This is a genomic window from Enterococcus sp. 3G1_DIV0629 (assembly GCF_002141285.1).
Lineage (GTDB): Bacteria > Bacillota > Bacilli > Lactobacillales > Enterococcaceae > Enterococcus_B > Enterococcus_B lactis.
In genome coordinates, this window is sequence record NZ_NGLI01000001.1 from 1,026,478 (window position 1) to 1,047,701 (window position 21,224).

Annotated in this window: 15 protein-coding genes; 9 read left to right on the plus strand and 6 right to left on the minus strand. The window is 36.9% G+C overall.

From position 1 onward, the window contains the following. Positions 1 to 235: 235 nt before the first annotated feature. Together A5816_RS05275 and A5816_RS05280 are read right to left on the minus strand one after the other, a co-directional pair. Complete coding sequence (locus A5816_RS05275; protein WP_179189690.1) at positions 236 to 1,768, minus strand: acyl-CoA synthetase; 1,533 nt, start codon at positions 1,766 to 1,768, stop codon at positions 236 to 238. Positions 1,769 to 1,871: 103 nt separating this feature from the next. Beyond that, positions 1,872 to 2,903: a tyrosine-type recombinase/integrase gene (locus A5816_RS05280; protein ID WP_002400211.1), complete on the minus strand. Its 1,032-nt coding sequence runs from the start codon at positions 2,901 to 2,903 to the stop codon at positions 1,872 to 1,874. 833 nt (positions 2,904 to 3,736) lie between these two features. On the opposite strand from A5816_RS05280, the gene A5816_RS05285 reads away from it, so the two are divergent. Continuing rightward, on the plus strand, positions 3,737 to 4,723 hold the full coding sequence (locus tag A5816_RS05285; protein WP_038398922.1) for a DUF2382 domain-containing protein: 987 nt from the start codon (positions 3,737 to 3,739) through the stop codon (positions 4,721 to 4,723). A 199-nt stretch (positions 4,724 to 4,922) separates the two neighbouring features. On the opposite strand, the gene A5816_RS05290 is transcribed toward A5816_RS05285, so the two are convergent. Together A5816_RS05290 and A5816_RS05295 are read right to left on the minus strand one after the other, a co-directional pair. Further along, positions 4,923 to 6,263 (minus strand): cell wall metabolism sensor histidine kinase WalK, encoded by a 1,341-nt coding sequence (locus tag A5816_RS05290; RefSeq protein ID WP_086310896.1) that lies wholly within the window; start codon positions 6,261 to 6,263, stop codon positions 4,923 to 4,925. A 4-nt stretch (positions 6,264 to 6,267) separates the two neighbouring features. After that, positions 6,268 to 6,942 carry a response regulator transcription factor gene (locus A5816_RS05295; RefSeq protein WP_002400205.1) on the minus strand — a complete coding sequence of 225 codons (675 nt, stop codon included), beginning with the start codon at positions 6,940 to 6,942 and terminating at the stop codon, positions 6,268 to 6,270. A gap of 219 nt (positions 6,943 to 7,161) precedes the next feature. On the opposite strand from A5816_RS05295, the gene A5816_RS05300 reads away from it, so the two are divergent. Genes A5816_RS05300 through A5816_RS05310 form a run of 3 tightly spaced genes read left to right on the plus strand, consistent with a single transcriptional unit; the run spans position 7,162 to position 9,582 of the window. After that, complete coding sequence (locus A5816_RS05300) at positions 7,162 to 8,235, plus strand: ABC transporter permease (RefSeq protein ID WP_002400204.1); 1,074 nt, start codon at positions 7,162 to 7,164, stop codon at positions 8,233 to 8,235. A gap of 5 nt (positions 8,236 to 8,240) precedes the next feature. Beyond that, on the plus strand, positions 8,241 to 8,927 hold the full coding sequence (locus A5816_RS05305; RefSeq protein WP_002400203.1) for an ABC transporter ATP-binding protein: 687 nt from the start codon (positions 8,241 to 8,243) through the stop codon (positions 8,925 to 8,927). A gap of 7 nt (positions 8,928 to 8,934) precedes the next feature. Continuing rightward, the gene (locus A5816_RS05310) at positions 8,935 to 9,582 is read left to right on the plus strand and encodes a TetR/AcrR family transcriptional regulator (RefSeq protein ID WP_002400202.1); all 648 of its coding nucleotides are present in this window, start codon (positions 8,935 to 8,937) and stop codon (positions 9,580 to 9,582) included. 75 nt (positions 9,583 to 9,657) lie between these two features. On the opposite strand, the gene A5816_RS05315 is transcribed toward A5816_RS05310, so the two are convergent. Continuing rightward, positions 9,658 to 11,049, minus strand: a complete 1,392-nt coding sequence (locus A5816_RS05315; RefSeq protein ID WP_086311172.1) for a helix-turn-helix domain-containing protein — start codon at positions 11,047 to 11,049, stop codon at positions 9,658 to 9,660. 244 nt (positions 11,050 to 11,293) lie between these two features. Here A5816_RS05315 and A5816_RS05320 point away from each other — a divergent pair, with 244 nt between their 5' ends. From A5816_RS05320 to A5816_RS05335, 4 genes are all read left to right on the plus strand, one after another. Next, positions 11,294 to 14,683, plus strand: a complete 3,390-nt coding sequence (locus tag A5816_RS05320; protein ID WP_086310897.1) for a SpaA isopeptide-forming pilin-related protein — start codon at positions 11,294 to 11,296, stop codon at positions 14,681 to 14,683. Between the two features lies 1 nt (position 14,684). Then, a complete protein-coding gene (locus A5816_RS05325; protein WP_086310898.1) occupies positions 14,685 to 16,106 on the plus strand; it encodes a SpaH/EbpB family LPXTG-anchored major pilin in 1,422 nt (473 codons plus the stop codon). Further along, positions 16,103 to 17,980, plus strand: a complete 1,878-nt coding sequence (locus tag A5816_RS05330) for a SpaH/EbpB family LPXTG-anchored major pilin (protein ID WP_086310899.1) — start codon at positions 16,103 to 16,105, stop codon at positions 17,978 to 17,980. The genes A5816_RS05325 and A5816_RS05330 overlap by 4 nt, the downstream gene beginning before the upstream one ends. 91 nt (positions 17,981 to 18,071) lie before the next feature. After that, positions 18,072 to 18,914, plus strand: coding sequence for a class C sortase (locus tag A5816_RS05335; RefSeq protein WP_002400199.1), 843 nt, complete (start codon positions 18,072 to 18,074; stop codon positions 18,912 to 18,914). A 121-nt stretch (positions 18,915 to 19,035) separates the two neighbouring features. Here A5816_RS05335 and A5816_RS05340 read toward each other — a convergent pair whose 3' ends face one another. After that, entirely contained in the window at positions 19,036 to 19,911 is an 876-nt protein-coding gene (locus A5816_RS05340) for a MurR/RpiR family transcriptional regulator (RefSeq protein ID WP_002400198.1), read from the minus strand. A 206-nt stretch (positions 19,912 to 20,117) separates the two neighbouring features. Here A5816_RS05340 and A5816_RS05345 point away from each other — a divergent pair, with 206 nt between their 5' ends. Then, a complete protein-coding gene (locus A5816_RS05345) occupies positions 20,118 to 21,149 on the plus strand; it encodes a Gfo/Idh/MocA family oxidoreductase (protein ID WP_002400197.1) in 1,032 nt (343 codons plus the stop codon). Positions 21,150 to 21,224: the final 75 nt, after the last annotated feature.

Here is a 21,224-nt window from a genome sequence, read left to right on the forward strand (position 1 = left end):
TTTTCAAAAAAGAAAAACAGCCAATTGGCATATTTTTATCTCATCCAATTTTCAAAAGAAGCGAAAAGGGAATGTGACAAAAATCGTGTCACATTCCCTTTTTCCAAATAAACGGTGTTCAATTAGCTGGCCCTCGATATTAGCTCAACAAATGGCAAAATATGAGGAACTATTTTTGTTTGGCTGTTCTTATTACTTGATGCAGGACAGCTTTTTCACAACCGCTTAAAAACGATTAGTTGTTTTGTGTTTTTAATTCTTTTTCGATTTGAAGCCGCTGAACTTTCATTGTAGCTGTTCGCGGGATTGCATCAAAGTCACGGATGATAGGGGCGTTCAAACGGGGAAGTTCATGGACTTGCTCCCACCATCGATTCCAATCCATTTCTTTATCAGGAGCTAAAGCAATAATCGGCTGTGGAGAATGATTTTTATCCCTTACAATCACTACTTCTGCCAAAAAATCTAACGAATCTAATAAAAAGTCTTCAATAGCTAATGTACTATTGATCGTTTCGATCAAATCTACTTGCCGATCTTTCAAAAATAGGTGACCACGATCATCCATAAAACCGTAATCTCCGCTATCCCACCAATCGCCATAAACATTTTCCTGGAACCGTGCATCTTCCTTATAATAAGTCAAAGCCCGTCCTTTAGATAGTAATTGTATATGACCATCTGTATTTTCAGGAAGGACGTTCCCAACTGAATCTGTGATCCGAGCGCTTGTCATGTCTTCCAGTCCAACGCCCATATCTCTTGCATCACTCGTTTTCAAACTTTCCAGTGTATGAGCCTTAAGAATCATTGGTCCACATTCACTTTGGCCATATACTTGAAGGAATACCGCATCTTGTGTTATTGATGTTCGCAAAAATGTTTCCATTGTCTGATTGTTTATGGCATCAAAAGTAGAATGATAATAACGGATGCCAGAGAAAGCTTCTGGATGTTCTTTAGCAGTAAAACTCCATTGAACAAAGTTATTCGGATGAGTCTCTAATGCGATTGGTCGGTGGGTTTCCAACATACGAATAACTTTTGAACTTTGTGCGTCTGCTAAAGGCATCATAGGAAAACCCATGGACATTAAAGAAGAGATGCCAATATTGAATCTAGAATGTACGGGGGAAATGTGAAAAGCGATTAATTTCTTTTCTGAAATTTTTGCAAAAACAGTTTTTTGCCATTTCGTTCGCCAACCCATAGAATGAGCGGAATGACAAATAAGCTTAGGGATACCAGTTGTACCAGAAGTATGGGTCATATAAGAAATTTCATTTTTAGCTAAAAACGATTGGGGAACAGGAAAAGCAGGTTGCTCCAGTAAATAAAAAATAGGAATCTGTTTTGATTTAGTCCCGTTTGAAATTTCTCCCACTCGTTTTTTTGTCTCATCATCAAATAAAATGAAGGGGTCTTCTAAACGGTCGATAAATACTTCCATTGTCGCTGTTGGTAGATGATAAGAAGTCATGACAGGCACTGCACCAAGGTAAGACACAGAAACAGCGAGAAGGTATGTGTCAAAAGCGGAACTCTTATAGATAATGACTTTGTCTCCAGATTTCACGCCAAGATGGGCCAATTGATAAGCTCGATCTAACACACTTTCAAAGCATTTTTTGTAAGTTGTTTCAAGTCCTAACTCAGGAAAAGCAGAAAGCGGCTGATCACAGATAATCGGGGTCTCGGAAAAGCCAGCTGCAGCTTCTTGAAAATTCGTAAATAAATTCAAAGGGGAATACGTTATGGTCTCCATCATTCACACTCCATTATCTTTTGTTAAGTAATATACAAACTCAAGATAATCGTAACATAAACCTTTATATAATAACATAGTTTATTGTGAAAAAAAGTTCAGGTTCCTATGTGTCAGAAACCTGAACGAATGCCGCTAATTCGTGATAAGAAAAATCAACCATTTTTTCCCAGATTTCTTGAAAAGAATGGGAAGATAGGTATCGATTACCACATAAATAGTTTACCGCGTCAGCATCATCTAAATATAGTTCGGTATAATAGCGATAGGTTTTTCGGCATAATTCTGGTGATACATTCTTATACACTGTGATTTTGCTCAAAATTTGGCGAATAGTCCGAGGAGAAATTTGTTGATCATGCGAGGAACGAAAAACAAAAGAATTTTCGTCCGTATTTTGTGCGGTTAACTTAAAATAGTTCTCCAGAAACGGCATCGCTTCTTTTGGTATTGGTACTTTACTCAATCTGTTTTCTTTTCTATTCAGATTAAGAATCTGCTTGGTCAAAGATACATCTTTACGTTTAAGTTCTACTACTTCATGGATCTTTAATCCGCAATACAGAAGAATGGCAGTAATCGCAAGGTTCCTCGGTCTATTCTTTTCTTCAAAGCTAGCTTCTCTGCTTGTTTGAAAGCCTTCAATCGGGATAAACAAATGCTCAAAATCTTTGAAAAGTTCTGCATCGATATATCGCGGAGCTGCTTTAGTTGTTTCCGGTAAACTTGTACCCAAAAGAGAAATCTCTTCTTCAATCAGTCCTTTTTGATACAAAAATCGTAAAAAATGATTTAATGAATATTGCTTCCTTGAAATCCCGTAATAGCTATTTTCAAACAATTGCTCTGTTTCCTGGTTCGCTGTAGTTTGGAACGAACGAGTATGTCGATAGATTTTAGCTAAGAAATTCTGATAATCTTGTTTTTCTAAACGGATAATCAGCTGGTCATCCACTTCTTCAGAAAATACTTTTCTCAAATAATCAGTAAACAAATGGAAATCTTTTGCATATTCATAGCGACTACCTAATGATAAAGAAGAGCGATTTTCTTCTAAAAACTGTTGAAAGACGGAAGGGAGCAAATGTGTACGTTGTTTTAATTTTTCTTGCAGTTGTTTTCTAGTTTTGCTGTCCAATACAAATCCCTCCAGTTATTGTTCGTTTCCTTTATTTTACCGTATTTCCTCAAATGACGATAGACACTTTACCTTGATTTCATTAGGAACCTATTTTTAACTGTCTTTTAAAAGTTTTTGTTAATGCATAGACGTTCATCTAATTTTCTATGAGCCTTCAAGTTTTACTTGTGCTAATAACTAAAATTTCAATAATAGCAGATAAAAAAGGAGTAGCTTTAGGAATAAGAAAAAACACTTTACAGTTATTTTATTAATATAGTGGTTCTTTTTATTTTTAATTGGTTTATTCTCATTTTAGCTATGGGGTCACTTTACAAGTATTGGAATGGGGTTGGTTCGTTCGAATAGTAGTAGGGGATTTTCTTTTTATTTTTGAAAAATTATTAAATCCTTTTCAAAAATTGCTTAGCTTTCAATTTATTCAGCACTGGCTTAGCTATACTATCTACATATTTCTTAGAGTAAAATTAGAAAAAATGAGGTGTCATTACCTGACATGGGTTTTATCCTAATAGAGGAAAAAATATATGGGGAAATCAGTCTCTTTTTTTATACAAATATCTTATTTATACACGGTTTGGATAAATAGCTTCATTTTCAATGAATGGAAATTATATGAAATTTTTCAAAAAAATTCATATAGAAACAAAAAATAAACGATAATTTTATTTGATACATAGTTTTCTTTATCATAAATGTCTCCGGAATACAATTAAAATGTTTTAATCAAATTCCAATCTAAATATTTGTAGAAAACAATCGTCTCCTATAGAATAAATTTATAAGTAAAAATATACCAATCATAAATCTATTTGCTAGGAGGAATTTACATGGAAGACAAAAATTTAACAGTCATCGGTAGCTACAGTACAAGGGATGAAGCATTATCAGTAATCGAACGGTTGCGTAACGAAGGGTATGATCGAGATGATATCGTTATTTATACTACTGATGAAGCAGCAACTAGACTAGGATTCGACGGATTATCCGGCATAGATGTTGAAACAGATGAGAATCGGATGGATGGCGAAGAAGATCGTTCTTTATGGGAAAGAATAAAAGACACTTTTTCTTTTGATACCTATGATTCTGAGACGGCTACGCCAGAAAATGATCCTTTATATCAGTATAGAGGAGATATTTCTGCTGGAAAATTTGTCATCACAGTAAAAGGCTATCGTCAGCCAGAAACAACAGAAGACACAATGGATACGCAAGAGACTGTTAGCCCAGCAAGCACAATGGGAACTGGACTAGGGACTGGGACTGGCACTGATCCAATGGACGTAGATGGCACGACAGGCTTTCAAAATACAACAGATCCATTGAATATGACACCAGGAACTGATCCGATGGACGTACCTGGCGAAGCTGATTCTATGGGTACAAGAGAGACTGAAGACATCGATCGCAAACCAAATCTAGATGATGATACGATTCAACTAAAAGAAGAAAAATTAGATGTAAATACACATGATGTTACCACTGGAGAAGTCGACATCCACAAACATGTGGTCAACGATACTGAAACGGTAGAAGTACCGGTCAAACGTGAAGAAATCGTCATCGAGCGCAAACCAGTAACAGACCCATCTTCACAGGGTACAGACGAAAACTTGGAAGATGACACGATCACTATCCCAATCAAAGAAGAGCAAGTAGATGTTAGCAAACATACAGTTGTTCGTGAAGAAGTGGGAATTCATAAAGAAGAACATGAAGATGTTGAAAAAGTGACAGAAGATGTTAGCCGAGAAGAATTGGATATTGACACAAGCGGTGATGTACACATTGAAGACCGCAATAAAAAATCTTAAGCGTAAGCTAAAGAGGTTGTGACAGAAGTGGTCAGCTTCAAGAAATAAGAAGGAGTTTACGAAAATTGCTTCTCAAATTTTTGTGAAATTTCGGCTTATTTCCGAAGAAGCTACTTCTGGAACACCGTTTATTCGGAAAACAGGGCTGTGACAAGATTATTGTCACAGCCCTTTTCCTAGTATGTTTTAGAGTTAAGCATTATTTTTTAGGCTTCAACGGTAATTGGACTTTAAAATCAACTCCTTGTGGAAGATAATTGGATACAGAAATTTGTCCGTGGTGCTGTTCGATTATCTGTTTTGCAATCGCCAAGCCAAGTCCGTAACCGCCAGTTTCCTTCGCACGAGATTGATCTTCCCGATAAAATCGATCAAAGATTCTTACTTGATCTTCTTCACTGATAGAAGGGCCAGTATTCTTTACGTGAATCAGCCATTCTTTATGGTTAACAGACGAATCCAAAATGATTTTATCTTTTGGATTCGTATATTTTAAGGCATTATCTAGCAAAATAACCAAAACTTGATGGATCTTTTTTTCGTCAATTGGTACTTCTGATGTTGCCTCGTTATGAAGGATAAACTCTTTTCCGTCTATGATGGCCATCTCTTGAAATGGTTTAACAAAATTTTCGATATATTCCTGTGTATTGATCATTTGTTTTGAAAGTAGCTGCTGATCAGAATCATTTCGGGCAATCGTCAGCAGATCCGAAGTCAATCCAGTGAGCCGTCTCGTCTCTGACAATGCTTGAGCAATACTTTCAGATTCCTCAATGATGGTATGATCAGGTTTGGTAAATAGATGTTCCAAACTATTTTGAATAATCGTTAACGGTGTACGTAATTCATGAGAAGCATTTTCGACAAATTCTTTTTGCCTTCTCCAAGAAAGAATGATAGGGCGCATGCTTAGACTAGACAAGTAGTAACTAATGCCAATTGAGATAAGCCAGAAAACAACCATACACAAAATCATAATTGTGCGAAAAGTCGCTAATGAATCCTTGATTTGATTTGTATTTTCTAAAATTTGGATATAGGCAACGCCAACTTGATTCGTCTCTGCTTTTTTCGTAATCGAACGGAAGGAGAGAGTAGACGAGTCGTTTTCTTCATTTAATTCAATATTTTGGATGGTATTCAGATTTTTCGTATCCATTTTTAATTCTTTGATCTGATTGAAGCGTCCACCAATAGCTGCCTTATTCAATATCTCACCTTTTTCAGACCACAAGATCACTTGAGTGTTAAATCGGTCATTTGATGGTTCCATCAATGGTTGTTCCATGTTGGGTCTGTTTTGTTCCGTTTGTGTCTGGTTCAAAAAGGGATCACCTTGCTGATACCTTTGTATCTCTAATTGCACTGTCCGAGAATCAAAATCTGTTTTCTCTAATGAAAGATCCGTTTCTCTGTATGCGGATTGGTTCAATATCTGTAAAGTAATGAACCCCAGAAGAAAAAAGATCAAGGCAAATGCTGCTACATTCGTTGCAAAAAAACGGCTGCGCTGCTTGCGTGTAATATCTCCATTCATTTCATCACACCTCTTGCAGTATATAACCGACGTTACGTAAGGTTTTGATTTCTTTATCCAATCCAGTACTTCGCAGATGTTTTCGTAAGTTGCTCATATAAACTTCAATAACTGTAATCGTCGTATCAGAATCAAATCCCCAGATCCGGTCAAATATCTGCTCTTTTGTCAAAATGATTCCTTTATTTTGCAAAAAATAAACGAGCAATTCAAACTCTTTTCCTTGTATGGGCAAAACTTGTTCTTTATACAAGACTTCATTGCTTTTTAAATCACAACTGATATCCTTATACTTCAGAACGTTTTCATCAAAGAGACCTAGCGAGCGTTTCAATAATGCTTTCACGCGCATGATCAATTCTTCTCGATAGAACGGTTTTGTCAGGTAATCATCTGCACCACGTTCAAATCCTTCAATCTTATCCTCCAAACTATCTTTTGCTGTCAAAATCAATACAGGAGTCTGTATTTTTTCTTTCCGTAGCTTTGCTAAGACTTCATAACCATTCATTTCCGGCATCATCAAATCCAAGATTGCAAGGTCGTAAACACCGCTTTCCAACTCAAATAGTCCTTCACTACCGTTATAAACTTGTGTTATCTCACCAATTGTAGTGAGTATTTCTTTTATATTATTGGATAATACTTTATCGTCTTCTACTACTAATAGTTTAATCATTTTCCCACCTCATTGATTTGGTCACTTTAGTTTATCATGGAAAGCATAAATAAGACTTAAATAATCCTATTATGCCACATGTTAAGATTTTATGGAAAGATGTCTTAGACAATTTATTGATAAAAAATCCAACAGAAGTGACAAAATGTCACTTTAGAGTTACACTATTCAACGAGTGACATTTTGTCACTATCAACATATCATAGGGAGGAAAACCAAATGTTTCTAGCTATTAAAGAAATTCGCTATTCTAAATTACGGTATGGCTTGATCATCGGGATCATGTTCTTGATTGCGTATGTCGTATTTATGTTATCTGGACTAGCAAATGGGCTTTCTGAAGAATTCAAGAAAGCAATCGATGATTGGGATGCACAAGAGATTGTTTTATCAGAGGACGCCAATCAAGTATTTGCTGCTTCACAATTAACAAGAGAAGATCTGACATATATTGAAGGAGGAGAAAAAGCACCGATTGGATTATACAGCGGTGCAGTCAAAGGAAAAAACAAAGAAAATGTCACAGTTTTCGGCACGTCAAAAAAAGCATTCTTATTACCAAAACTCACGAAAGGGCATGAATTCAAAACAAAGAATGAAATCATCATTTCGCAAAACCTGGCTGATTCAGGTTATAAAATCGGAGATACAATCAAAATTGGCAGTTACAACGATCCTTTGACGATTGTTGGTATCTTTCCTGCAACTTATTACACTGTTTCTCCAGTCATCTATACATCTCTTGATACGTGGACTGCTTTGAAGTATGGAAAACAGCCATTTGCTTCTGAAGAGGAACAGCCAATCAATGGAATCGTTACAAAGAATTCTGCTAAAATTTCGAAAGAAAAAGCATCAAAGGAACTACAGTTACTAACTATTGAGACGTTCATTGAAAGCATTCCTGGCTATTCTGCCCAAAACATGACCTTAAACGCGATGATCTACTTTTTGTTCTTAGTAGTCGCTGCCGTGGTCGGTATTTTTATGTATGTGATCACTCTTCAAAAAACCGCTATTTTTGGAGTAATGAAAGCACAAGGAATCAAAAATTCCTTCATTGCTAAATCTTTAGTCGCACAATCATTTATTGTGGGGTTAGTAGGCGTACTGATTGCTCTTGTGTTTGCTTATCTGACTAGTCTGATTTTACCAAGTGCGATGCCTTTTGCTGTTTTTTGGTCCCAATGGCTGCTATATAGTGGGATTTTGATCATTGTCGCGATGCTAGGCGGTCTCTTTTCAATCCGTACAATAACAAAAGTAGACCCAATTACAGCAATAGGAGGTTAATAAAAATGAAAGAAATATTGACGATGAAAAAAGTTACCAAGACATTCGGTTCTGGTCATACAAAGGTCTCAGCTTTGAAAGGAATTGATTTTTATGTAAAGGAAGGGGAATTCGTCAGCATTATTGGTCCTTCTGGTTCAGGTAAAAGTACGTTTCTCACCATTTCAGGAGGATTGCAAACACCGACTTCCGGAGAAATAGTGATCAACGGTCATTCATTAACCGAACTTCCAGAAAAAAAACGAGCAGATTTGCGTTTTCAAGAAATTGGATTTATTCTCCAAAGCTCTAATCTGATTCCTTTTTTAACGGTAAAAGAGCAATTTGAACTAGTTGATCAAGTCACTTCAAAAAAAGATGTTTCCAAAAAAAGCGATTCTTTACTGCAATCTTTAGATATCCAGTCACTAAAGAACAGTTATCCTAAAGATCTTTCTGGTGGGGAAAGACAGAGAGTGGCAATTGCTCGCGCTTTATATAATGAACCGAGCTTGATCTTAGCGGACGAACCAACAGCTAGTTTAGACACCGATCATGCATATGAGGTCGTGAAATTACTGGTTAAAGAAGCTCATGAAAAACAAAAAGCAACTATTATGGTTACTCATGATGTCCGTATGATTCAGTGGAGTGATCGCGTTTATCGAATGGAAGATGGGTACTTGACAGAAGAAGAGAAAGAGAAAAAATGAGTACTTCATGACAAGGATGGGCAATCCACGTATAATCAGAGATAAAGGAGAGATGTGGATGCCAAAAGAAACTTTTTTCAATTTGCCGAAAGCAAAGAAACAGCGAATCGACGACCTATTGTTAGAGATATTTTGCTCACAGCACATCAGCCAAGTAAAAGTCTCAGAAATTGTTGAGAAGATGGGAATGTCGCGCGGCGCTTTTTATAAATATTTTCAAGATCTAGAAGATGCTTATTTGTATACGATCAAAAACAGTTCTCGTATAGTACATCAAGATATCTTGACATTCATTAGTGAAAACAAACAACATTTCTTTTTAGGGATCGAAAAGTATTTGGAGTGGTGCAGCAATTTAGATCACAATAGTATCTATTGGCAAAGATTATACTTGTTGACCCAGAGAAATGATCAGCAGACAACCAAACGCAGAGAGCTAACTGCTGATTCTCCTATGAACGACAAATGGCTAGAATTACTAAAAATTAATCATTTTACCATTCAATCGTCGGAAGAAGCAGTTAGCTTCTTATACTTTTCCATGTCTCTCGTAATGAACTCATTGACGGATCTCATTGCAAATGGCTGGACAAAAGAAGAACTATTAAAAGATTTTCGCTATAAATCTCGTTGGATTGCGGAAGGTATACAATAAAAAGAAACAGCTATGTCTATTTGTCCTGATATTTTTATCAGGATGGTAGAGTATACATAGCTGTTTTTTGATTGTTTATAGTTCAAATAAGCGGATCAACTCTTCTTCATTTGCGAATGACACACTATCATCAATCAACATATAAGGAACATGGGTATTCGGAATTGGTTGATTCGTGACGATCAGATCATACTCAAGAAGATTGTACTTCGAAAGTTGATTTTCAGTGATAGCAGTTGTCTCAGAGTGAATCTTATGCACAGCAAGAACATCACTGACATATTCTTCAATGTATCGACTATGTCGAAGACTTAAGTCACTGACGATCAGTATTTTTTTATCGGAAGTATAATGGTGTATTTCAGGATTACCAATAAGCATCCAAAATATATAGCTAGATAAATAATAAATCAAATTTCGATTCAGTAGGGTGGAATAAAATTGAAGTTCTGCACGAAATCCAGCATATAGACGTATATGGCGATGTTGCATCTGTTCCGCAAAGAAAGTGGCACGGATCGTCAAATGAGTCGTATCGTATGGAAAAATACGTGAGAAAAAATAAATTTGAGTTAAGAGTCGAACAACAAATTCTTCGTTTTTTTCTTTGCAATCAGCAGATGAAAATGAACAATAGGATATATTTTTTCGTATCTGTTCACTGATTTCATTTTTTTCTCTCTCCGAAAATTCTGAAAAAATCGTATTGACAAAATAGTTCACTACTTTTATATAGCTGCTGTACTTCAAATTCCCTAAAAGATTTTTCAAGATCAAAAAGTCTTTTTTATCTATATTTATCAACTTTACATAAGGGTCTCCAGCTTTCCATTCGAATGGATTTCCTTGTGATTCCCGCATAAGATGCACAACAAAATACATAATAAAGAAAGATTGCTCATAAGGACTTTCTTCTTGAAATAAATTCAACTGACAATTGTTCTTTGACATAATTTCTTTGATCTTCTTTTTTTCGATTGGAAATGGCAAAGTACGTCTTCCATAGTAGCTTAAAAAGAAAAAGGTGACAAAGATACGCAGCTGGAGCTCACTTTTCAGGCTAGTTAACTGAAACCCTTGGTCGACGATTACTTTTAATAAATAGCTTTCTAAAATTTGATTGCATTGTTTCAACTTACGCGTAAAAGAAGAACGACTAATCGAGATTTTTTCACAATAATACTCGATCGTTTTACCCGGATTGACAATGATTTCATTTAATAGACGACTATTTGTAGAACTTTGTGACATTTCCATTAGCACATTTAAATAAGCCGGTACATTCAAATGTTCAAGTCGATACCCCAATTTTTGTGAAGACTGAATCGTTACATCCGTTCCCCAGCGGATTTTGATTTCTTCGATATACCTTACAAATGTAGATTCCGAACTACCGATTCGTTTGGCAAGTTCTTTTTTAGTCATCCACTTGTCAGAAATGGATAGAATCCGAATGATTTTTTCCATCTTTCTATAGTTTCCTTCCAGCAACCTGATCATATGTTTTTCTCCCTCAACCCTTTTCTTTAATGAAACGCTCATTAATCAAAGGAATCAACGTCATAAATGAAACCAATTGGTATGAAAATTGGTGTGATTCCCTCTAGTGCCCTTCGTATAATAATTATCATATTAGAATAAATACGTTTATTTATTTTAATAATCATCACTATTCACGTCAAAACAGATAATAATAAAAAGGAGGGGAAAAATGACGACCACAGGGAAGAAGCTGAACGTTGTTTTTGTGCTGATATTATTGAGTTTATCGAACATCCTGCCTGTAACTGCAATAGCAGAAGCTACAGATAATCCAACGATGTTAGAAATCATTTCAGCTGAAATCACTTCAGATCAATCTGGGAAAAAAGCGCTGAACGTCAAACTAAATGCGAATAACAACAGTACAGAAAAGGTAGAGAAAGAAATTGGTCTAGTTGAGAATTACTTAAGCGATGTGGAAAGAAAGGAAGAAGATAGCTATGCTTATCAGGTAAAAAGCGGGAAAACCACGCTAGAAATCTCTCCAAACACTAAACAAACGATCAATCTAAGTCTTTCAATCGATCCAACACTTTACCACAGCCAGACAAATAAGCTGATCGTCGATAATAAAGAGTATGACATTACTGATGCGACAGAACACAAGAAAGAGACAGAAGTGTCAATACCAAATACAGACGAAACAAAAGAAGGTGTATCAGAAGAAAATGAAAGTTCTGTCAATCCCTTTACATTGCCTACATTGTCTTTGCCAGCTGTGACTGTTTCAGCTAATCAGACGATTCCTACAGAGTATACGACGGATGATCAAGGCACTTATCCTAAAGCCAATTGGCAACCTACAGGAAATACAAATGTTCTTGATCACCAAGGTAATAAAAATGGATCAAATCAATGGGATGGGATAAATTCTTGGGACGGAAATCCTAATGATCGGACTCATTCGTATATCGAATACGGGGGAACAGGCAATCAAGCAGACTATGCGATACGTAAGTTTGCAAAGGAGACAACTACACCTGGATTGTTTGATGTTTATTTGAATGCCCGTGGAAATGTACAAAAAGATATCACACCTCTTGATCTCGTATTGGTCGTAGACTGGTCAGGAAGTATGAACGACAATGATCGAATCGGTGAAGTAAAAATTGGTGTCGATCGTTTTGTCGATACTTTAGCAGATAGCGGTATCACAGACAAAATCAATATGGGATATGTCGGCTACTCCAGTGATGGCTATAACTACAGTAACGGTACTGTTCAGATGGGTCCATTTAATTCGGTAAAAAACCAAGTAAAAACCATTACACCTTCACGAACAAATGGCGGTACTTTTACACAAAAAGGACTAAGAGATGCAGGAGACATGCTATCCGTTCCAAACGGACATAAAAAAGTGATCGTCTTGCTGACGGATGGTGTACCGACATTTTCCTATAAAGTACAGCGAGTACACGCACAACCAAGCAACGATTATTACGGTACCCAGTTTTCCAATACTCAAGATCAGCCAGGAAATACTTCTCGAATTGCAAGAAGCTATTATGCACCTGACCAAAACAACCGATCCAGAAGAATAGACAGCACATTTATCGCAACCATCGGAGAAGCGATGGCGCTTAAAGAACGAGGAATCGAGATACATGGTCTTGGTATCCAACTTCAAAGCGATCCAGCAGCTGGTCTATCTAAAGCAGAAGTAGAGTCTCGTATGCGGCAAATGGTTTCAGCAGACGAAAAAGGGGACCTTTATTATGAATCAGCCGATCATGCAACAGATATCTCTGAATATCTGGCTAAAAAAGCTGTACAGATCTCTGCAACTGTAAGTAATGGACAAATAAATGATCCAATCGCAGAACCATTTATTTATCAACCTGGTACACTTTCAGTCAAAAGCGTGGGAACAAACCCTACAACTGTTACTCCAACTATTTCTATAGACGGAAATACGATCAAGAGCAATCAGATTTATTTAGGAAAAAACCAAGAAATCCAAATTCATTACCAAGTGAGGATACAGACAGAAAATGAGGACTTCCACCCGAATTTCTGGTATCAAATGAACGGTAGGACGACTTTCCAACCAAATATTGACACTGACGAATTAGCTGAATTCGGTATACCATCTGCTAAAGCTCCCGGAGTCAGTCTTCACATCAAAAAATTATGGGAAGAATTTGACAATAATCCAGCTAATCGTCCAGATCAAGTCACTTTTGAAATCCAACGGAACCATACAACAGATGCTGCAGCTTGGAAAAACGGATATATTCGCATCACTAAACCAGCTGAAGATACTGCAAATATGTGGGAACGTACAGACGTCGACAAACTCTCTGCAAATAGTGGAGAAAGTTATCAAGAGATACTATCACTGCCTCAATACAATAATCAAGGTCAAGCATTCAGTTACCAAACAATCAAAGAACTACCTGTACCAGGATATGATTCTCGACAAATAGACGCACTGACATGGAAGAATACTAAACAATTCACACCGTTAGACTTAAAAATAACAAAAAATTCCTCTACAGGAGAAAAGGATCTCATCGGCGCTGTTTTCAAATTAACAGGAGATTCTATTGATACTTTACTAACTGATAATGGTGATGGGACCTATTCTCTTCCGGAAAATGTCAAATTGCAAAAAGAAATGACTTATACACTGACGGAAACAAAAGCGCCAGAAGGTCATGAATTAAGCAAAAAGACTACTTGGGAAATCAAGATTGCTTCTGATGGTACGGTAACCATTGATGGAAAAACAGTCACTACTTCCGATGATACGATCCAGTTGACCATTGAAAATCCTTTTGTTGAAATTCCTATAGCAGTACGTAAGTATACGATGCAAGGGTCGGGCAAAGAGATGAATCTTAAAGGTGCAGCTTTTGCCCTACAGAAAAAAGAAGCAAACGGTACTTATCAGCCAATGGACAACCAAACAACGAATGAAAAAGGCCTTGCCATTTTTGATTCACTCACACCTGGAGAATATCGAGTCGTTGAAACAGCTGGTCCTGCCGGATATGATACTTCGCCGGGAAATTATGAATTCCAAATTGATAAATATGGAAAGATTATTTACACGGGGCAAAACACCGAGACAACGAATGGCATGTGGACGCTCACTCATCAAAATAGATTAAAAGCATTTGACCTGACAGTACACAAAAAGGAAGACAATGGACAGGCATTAAAAGGAGCCAAATTCAGACTGCAAGGGCCAGAAATGGACTTAGAATTGCCAAAAGATGGACAAGAAACGGACACCTTTCTATTCGAAAATTTAAAACCTGGAACTTATAAGCTGACCGAAACCTTTACACCAGAAGGATACCAAGGACTAAAAGATCCAGTTACTATCATCATAAAAGAAGATGGATCGATTCAAGTGGATGGACAAGATTATGAATCTGTTCTTTCACCAGGAGCCAAAAACAACCAGATTTCTTTAGACATCACGAATCAGGCAAAAGTACCATTACCTGATACGGGAGGAATTGGCCGCTTAGGAATCTATTTAGTAGGGATGATTGGTTGTACATTTTCTATTTGGTATCTTTTTTTCAAAAAAGAAAGAGGGGGCAGCTAATATGAAAAAACTTGGTTGGCTTAGTATGTGTCTCTTCTTATTACTATTTAAACCAGCTTTTACTCAGGCAGTAACAGCAACAGAACCAGATATGGTCCAGATCACTTTGCACAAATTACTGTTTCCAAATGGCCAACTACCGGAAAATCAGCCAAGTGACGGACAAGAAAAAGAGTTATTGCAAACGTATCGGGGATTGAATGGAGTCACATTTCAAGTTTACGATGTCACAGAATCTTTTTACCATTTACGAGAAAAGGGGAAAACAGTAGAGGAAGCACAAACAGAGATTGCAAAAAACGGTAAGTCTTCTGGCACGTTTATCACAGAAACAACAACCGCAACTCTGAACAACGAAGATGGTATTGCTTCTTTTTCTCTAGCTGCCAAAGATCATAAAAAAAGAGAAAAAGCGTATCTTTTTATTGAATCCAAAGCACCAGAAGTCGTCAAAGAAAAAGCAGAGAACATGGTAGTTGTTCTTCCTGTATATGGACAAAACGATCAAGAACTTTCATCTATCCATTTGTATCCTAAAAATGAAGAAAATAACTACCCTGATCCTCCTTTTGAAAAGGTATTAGAAGAATCGAGGGATGATTTTAAGATTGGTGACAAAATCACTTATTCCTTGCACACGACGATCCCTATGAATATCTTAGACTATCAAAAATTCGTATTATCAGATAGTGCGGATGGAGCATTAACGTTTTTACCTAATAGTCTAACGATTTCATCGAATGGACAAAAGCTATCAGAAGGATTTGTCATACACACGAAACCACACGGATTTGAAATTGCATTTTCGATTCCTTCGCTAGAAAAATATGCTGGAAAAAACCTGACCATTTCTTATCAGATGCAGCTAAACAGTACAGCTCAGGCGAACAAGGAAATCAATAACAACGGAACACTAGATTTTGGTTTTGGTATCAGTACAAAGAAAGTCTCTGTATATACAGGGAGTAAGCAATTTGTCAAAATCGAGACAAATAAACCAAACAAACGATTAGCTGGCGCAGTATTCCTTATTAAAAACAAAGCAGGAAATTACCTGCAGCGAACAGCCAACGGATACAAGTGGACAAGTAACGAATCAGATGCGTTTCACCTGACCTCCGATAAAAATGGCGCTTTTTCCATTATCGGGTTGAAAACAGGAGATTACTGGTTAAAAGAGATCAAAGCACCATCTGGTTATATTTTAAGTGAAACAGAAATTCCGTTTACCATTTCAACTAGTCTCTCTGAGGATAAAGAGACTGTCGGTATATTGAAAGTAGTCAACAAAAAAGAAAATAGTCGTCCATTTCTTCCTAAAACAAACGAAACGAAAAACATCCTTCTAGTCATTGTTGGCATGGTGTTCGCAAGCCTTGCAATATGGTTGTTTATCAAAAAAAGAACAGGAGTGACAAAATGAAAAATCATAAAAAAATAAGCATTATATTAGGTGCACTTTTTCTTATTTTACCATTAATCACAAGTAGCTTCGGCGCAAAAAGAGTGTTTGCGGAGGATACAGCAGCTCAAGTCATTCTCCATAAAAAGAAAATGACTGATTTACCTGATCCTTTGATTCAAAACAGTGGGAAAGAAATGAGCGAATTCGATCAATACCAAGGATTAGCCGATATTTCATTTTCCGTTTATAACGTCACTCCAGAATTTTATGCGCAACGGGAGAAAGGAGCGTCGGTGGATGCAGCAAAACAAGCAGTCGAGTCTTTGACTCCTGGTACACCAATTGCATCAGGAACGACAGATGCGGATGGAAATGTGACTTTATCTTTACCTAAAAAACAAAATGGGAAAGATGCAGTCTACACAATCAAAGAGGAACCAAGAGACGGAGTGACAGCTGCTACAAACATGGTGCTCGCTTTTCCTGTATATGAGATGATCAAACAAGCAGATGGCTCTTATAAATATGGGACAGAAGAATTGGACACTATCCATCTCTATCCTAAAAATATAGTTGGTAATGATGGAACATTGAAAGTGACCAAAGTCGGTACTGCCGAAAACGAAGCACTAAACGGTGCAGCATTCATTATTTCTAAAGAAGAAGGAACACCAAGCGTCAAAAAATATATCCAAAGCGTCACAGATGGATTGTACACTTGGACAACGGATCAAACGAAAGCCAAACATTTCATTACTGGTCATTCTTATGATATCGGCAACAATGACTTTGCCGAGGCAACGATTGAAAAAGGTCAGTTGATCGTCAATCATTTAGAGGTTGGAAAATATAATTTAGAAGAAGTAAAAGCTCCTGATAATGCAGAAATGATTGATAATCAAACAAACACGCCGTTTGAGATCTTGGCAAATAGTCAAACTCCTGTAGAAAAGACAATCAAAAATGATACGTCCAAAGTTGATAAGACAACTCCACAATTGAATGGAAAAGATGTCGCAATCGGAGAAAAAATCCAATATGAGATCTCTGTCAATATTCCTTTAGGTATCGCTGATAAAGAAGGAACACAAAACAAGTACACGACATTCAAACTCATTGATACTCATGATTCTGCTTTGACATTTGATCATGAAACTTCAGGAACGTATGCGTATGTCTTGTATGATGGGGATAAAGAAATCGATCCAACAAATTATTCTGTCACTGAACAAACAAACGGATTCACGGTTTCAGTTGACTCGAATTATATTCCTTCACTCACTCCTGGCGGTACACTGAAATTTGTTTACTTTATGCATTTGAACGAAAAAGCAGATCCAACAAAAGGGTTTTCTAACCAAGCAAATGTCGATAACGGACATACAAATGATCAAACGCCACCGTCAGTCGATGTCGTTACTGGCGGCAAACGATTTGTCAAAGTAGATGGTGATGTTGCATCAGATCAAACACTTGCTGGAGCAGAATTCGTCGTTCGTGATCAAGAGAGTGACACAGCCAACTATTTGTCGATCGACCCATCTACAAAAGCCGTCAACTGGGTTTCGACGAAAGAATCAGCAACTGTTTTTACAACCACAAACAACGGTTTAGTTGATGTGACAGGTCTCAAATACGGCACGTACTATCTGGAAGAAACGAAAGCACCAGAAAACTATGTTCCATTGGCAAACCGCGTAGCATTTACTGTCGATGAACACTCTTACGCAACAGCAGGACAGTTGATTTCTCCTGAAAAAATACCAAATAAACACAAAGGTACACTTCCTTCAACAGGTGGTAAGGGAATCTATCTTTATATTGGTGCAGGAGTGATCCTTCTATTGATTGCTGGATTGTACTTTGCTAGACGCAAGCATAGTCAGATTTAATCTTTGTACATGAATTGGAAAAAGGAGCAGTGGCTTACGCAATTGCTCCTTTTTCTTTTATTAACAACTAGCCAGCACAAGGAGAACACAAATGAAACAAAAGAAAAGGAACTATCTAGATTTGCTAATGATCCTTCTGCTTCTGTCAGGGATAGGCGTCTTAGCTTATCCCTTCGTTAGCGATGCGCTGAATAACTACTTGGATCAGCAAATCATCTCTCATTATCAGCAACAAGCAGTAAAAGAAAATGAAGCAGTCATGGCCAAAACCAAAAAAAACATGACAAAGAAAAACCAGCAATTAGCAAAAAAAGGAGGAAATCCCGGTGTCGATCCCTTTACTAAGAAAAAGGAACCAGTGAAAACGGACAAAACCTATTTTGAAAAACATACGATCGGCGTTCTGACGATTCCTGAAATCAATGTCCATTTACCGATTTTTGACGAAACAAATACCGTGCTGCTAGAAAAAGGTGCTTCGTTATTGGAAGGGACATCTTATCCTACTGGGGGAGAAAGTACACACGCCGTTATTTCTAGTCATCGGGGACTGCCTCAAGCAAAGTTGTTCACTGACTTGCCAAAACTGACTTTAGGTGATTCTTTCTATATCGAGATCAACGGACAGACACTTGCTTATCAAGTCGATCAGATAAAGACGGTAGAACCAACTGATACAAAAGACCTGAGTATCGAAAAAGGAAAGGATTTCGTGACACTACTGACTTGTACACCTTATATGATCAACAGTCATCGCTTACTTGTCAGAGGGCATCGCGTTCCTTATCATGCAAAAGAAGTGCAGAAAGAAGTACAGAAAGTATCTGAGAACAAACGTTTCTTCCTGTATGGATTGATAGCTATAAGTATACTGATTTTTCTGTTTCTTATTTATCTTTTTCGGCAAACATTTAAAATAAGAAACAGAAGGTAACTGTGTCTCTTTTCTATGATAGATATATTCAAATCAATGCGTAAACAAATAGACTGGCTGAAGTTTGAAAAAGAAAACTTCAGCCAGTCTATATTTATAACGATATCAAAGAAAGCTTGTCTCAATTTTTCCGATATTCTTTAAGAAGGCCTTTTTGCATCAATTCTTGTTTGTTTTTCAAGTTGCGGATATTCTCTTCAAAATTTTGAGAATATATCACTGAGAATAACGTATTTAATACGTAATCGAAGGCAATTTGAGAGGAGAAAGTCGCTACTTTAGCAAAATCATATTCCTCCTGTGATATAACAAGACACATATCAGCCTGTTTGGCCATTTCTGAATGCTGATTTCCGGTAATCAATAATGTTGGAGCTCCTACATGCTTTAGATAGGTCATGATCCGTTCATAATGATGGATACGACCGCTGTAGCTAATAAAAACTGCGCAATCCTCGCTAGTTAAATTGGCTGCATTCCAAGAAGAATCACTATATTCTTCGGCCAAGATCAAAAATTTATTCAACTTGACCATTTTATTCTGGAACTTCCTTGCCGTGATTTGGGAATCGCCTTTTGCAAAAAGAAAAATTCGCTGTGCGTTGTTCAATACTTTACTGATGTTATCCAAATCTTGATGCTCGATCTGCAATTGCGCTTTTTTTATTGACTGGATCGACAAATCTGCCATTTTCTTTGCAATTTGCTGTGTGTTATCTTCACTTGAAAAAGGAAAATTAGGATCGACTGTTTGATTAAACTGTGCAATCAATTGATGAACTTCCCGTCCTAATTCGAAACGAAATTCTTTAAATCCGCTGAAGCCCATTTTTTTGCATAAACGAATAATAGCTGAATGGGAAGTATACGTAGCTTTTGCTAATTCTTCAATCGTCATGTAGACTGCGGCTTCGATATTCCTCCGAATGTAATCAGCAATCCGTTTCTCTGTCGTGGTAAACAACTCTTGTTTGGTTAATTTTTCTTCAATAAGCATGATCTGACCTCCAAATTCTATCTTACTGATAAATGCTTGGTTCCGCCACTCTCTTTTTGATTTTTTACCTTACTTTGAACATAAATTTCACCAAACCAAATTATAACAAATGTTTTTCTGAACTTTTTTGCCAGAATGGCTATTATAGACACTTTCTATATTTTTCTAAGATATACTGAAAACAACAATAAAAGGAGGCATAAATCATGCTTACAATCGCTTATCTCGGCAATGGAAAGAGTACAAATCGCTATCATTTGCCATTTTCAAGAAAACTTACGGATAAAATCAATATCAAAAAAATTTTTTCCCCATCTAAACCAGTATGGGAAACATTTGAAGACATCGAATATACCGATCAATTGTCTGATCTTTGGAATGATCCTGAGATCCAATTAGTTGTCATTACTACGCCAAGTCAATTTCATTATGAATATGGAAAAATGGCACTCGAACATGGAAAAAATGTATTGGTAGAAAAACCTTTTGCAGAAACGTCAAAGGAAGCAGAAGAGTTATTTGCATTAGCAAAAGAAAAAGGGCTATTTATCCAATGTTACCAAAACAGACGGTTCGATTCTGACTTCTTGACAGTCCAAAAAGTAATCGAAAGCGGAAAATTAGGGGATATTTTAGAAGTAGAAATGCATTACGATTATTTCAGACCAGAAGTACCAGAAACTACACATGAATTTTCTACTGCAAACAGCTATTTATATGGACATGCTTGTCATACAGTAGACCAAGTTCTTTCTTATTTCGGCGAACCAGATGATATCCGTTATGATGTTCGTCAACTATTAGGGAAAGGACGAATGAATGATTACTTCGATCTGGACTTTTTCTACGGAAACATGAAAATTTCGATAAAATCCAGCTATTTCCGTATCAAAGAACGTCCGAGTTTCGTCGTTTATGGAAAAAAGGGGATGTTCGTGAAACAAACGAAAGATCGGCAAGAAGAACATCTTAAAATGTTTTATATGCCTGATCATGAAGACTTTGGGATCGACTTGCCCGAGCACTACGGTGTATTGACTTATATAGATGAACAAGGCGATTATCATGAAGAAAAAGTGATTTCCGAGGTCGGTGATTACAGTCGCGTCTACGAAGGCATTTACGAGACATTAGTCAATGGCGCAGAAAAAGTCATTAAAGATGAAGAAACAATCTTACAGATGAAAATTTTGGAAGAAGGAATCAAAGGCATTCAAGAATCAGAAGGTAAAAGATGAAAACATGACATATTTGTAAGAATCGGGTTTGTTTTTTGACGCACAAACTGTCTTATTGTACGATGAAAAAGTATA

Bases quoted from the DNA above. Each gene is read 5' to 3' on its own strand.
- A5816_RS05340 (WP_002400198.1), bottom strand. From the start codon at position 19,911: ATGCTTATTGAAGAAAAATTAACCAAACAAGAGTTGTTTACCACGACA.
- A5816_RS05335 (WP_002400199.1), top strand. From the start codon at position 18,072: ATGAAACAAAAGAAAAGGAACTATCTAGATTTGCTAATGATCCTTCTG.
- A5816_RS05325 (WP_086310898.1), top strand. From the start codon at position 14,685: ATGAAAAAACTTGGTTGGCTTAGTATGTGTCTCTTCTTATTACTATTT.
- A5816_RS05345 (WP_002400197.1), top strand. From the start codon at position 20,118: ATGCTTACAATCGCTTATCTCGGCAATGGAAAGAGTACAAATCGCTAT.
- A5816_RS05330 (WP_086310899.1), top strand. From the start codon at position 16,103: ATGAAAAATCATAAAAAAATAAGCATTATATTAGGTGCACTTTTTCTT.
- A5816_RS05315 (WP_086311172.1), bottom strand. From the start codon at position 11,049: ATGGAAAAAATCATTCGGATTCTATCCATTTCTGACAAGTGGATGACT.
- A5816_RS05310 (WP_002400202.1), top strand. From the start codon at position 8,935: ATGACAAGGATGGGCAATCCACGTATAATCAGAGATAAAGGAGAGATG.
- A5816_RS05305 (WP_002400203.1), top strand. From the start codon at position 8,241: ATGAAAGAAATATTGACGATGAAAAAAGTTACCAAGACATTCGGTTCT.
- A5816_RS05295 (WP_002400205.1), bottom strand. From the start codon at position 6,942: ATGATTAAACTATTAGTAGTAGAAGACGATAAAGTATTATCCAATAAT.
- A5816_RS05285 (WP_038398922.1), top strand. From the start codon at position 3,737: ATGGAAGACAAAAATTTAACAGTCATCGGTAGCTACAGTACAAGGGAT.
- A5816_RS05275 (WP_179189690.1), bottom strand. From the start codon at position 1,768: ATGATGGAGACCATAACGTATTCCCCTTTGAATTTATTTACGAATTTT.
- A5816_RS05320 (WP_086310897.1), top strand. From the start codon at position 11,294: ATGACGACCACAGGGAAGAAGCTGAACGTTGTTTTTGTGCTGATATTA.
- A5816_RS05290 (WP_086310896.1), bottom strand. From the start codon at position 6,263: ATGAATGGAGATATTACACGCAAGCAGCGCAGCCGTTTTTTTGCAACG.
- A5816_RS05300 (WP_002400204.1), top strand. From the start codon at position 7,162: ATGTTTCTAGCTATTAAAGAAATTCGCTATTCTAAATTACGGTATGGC.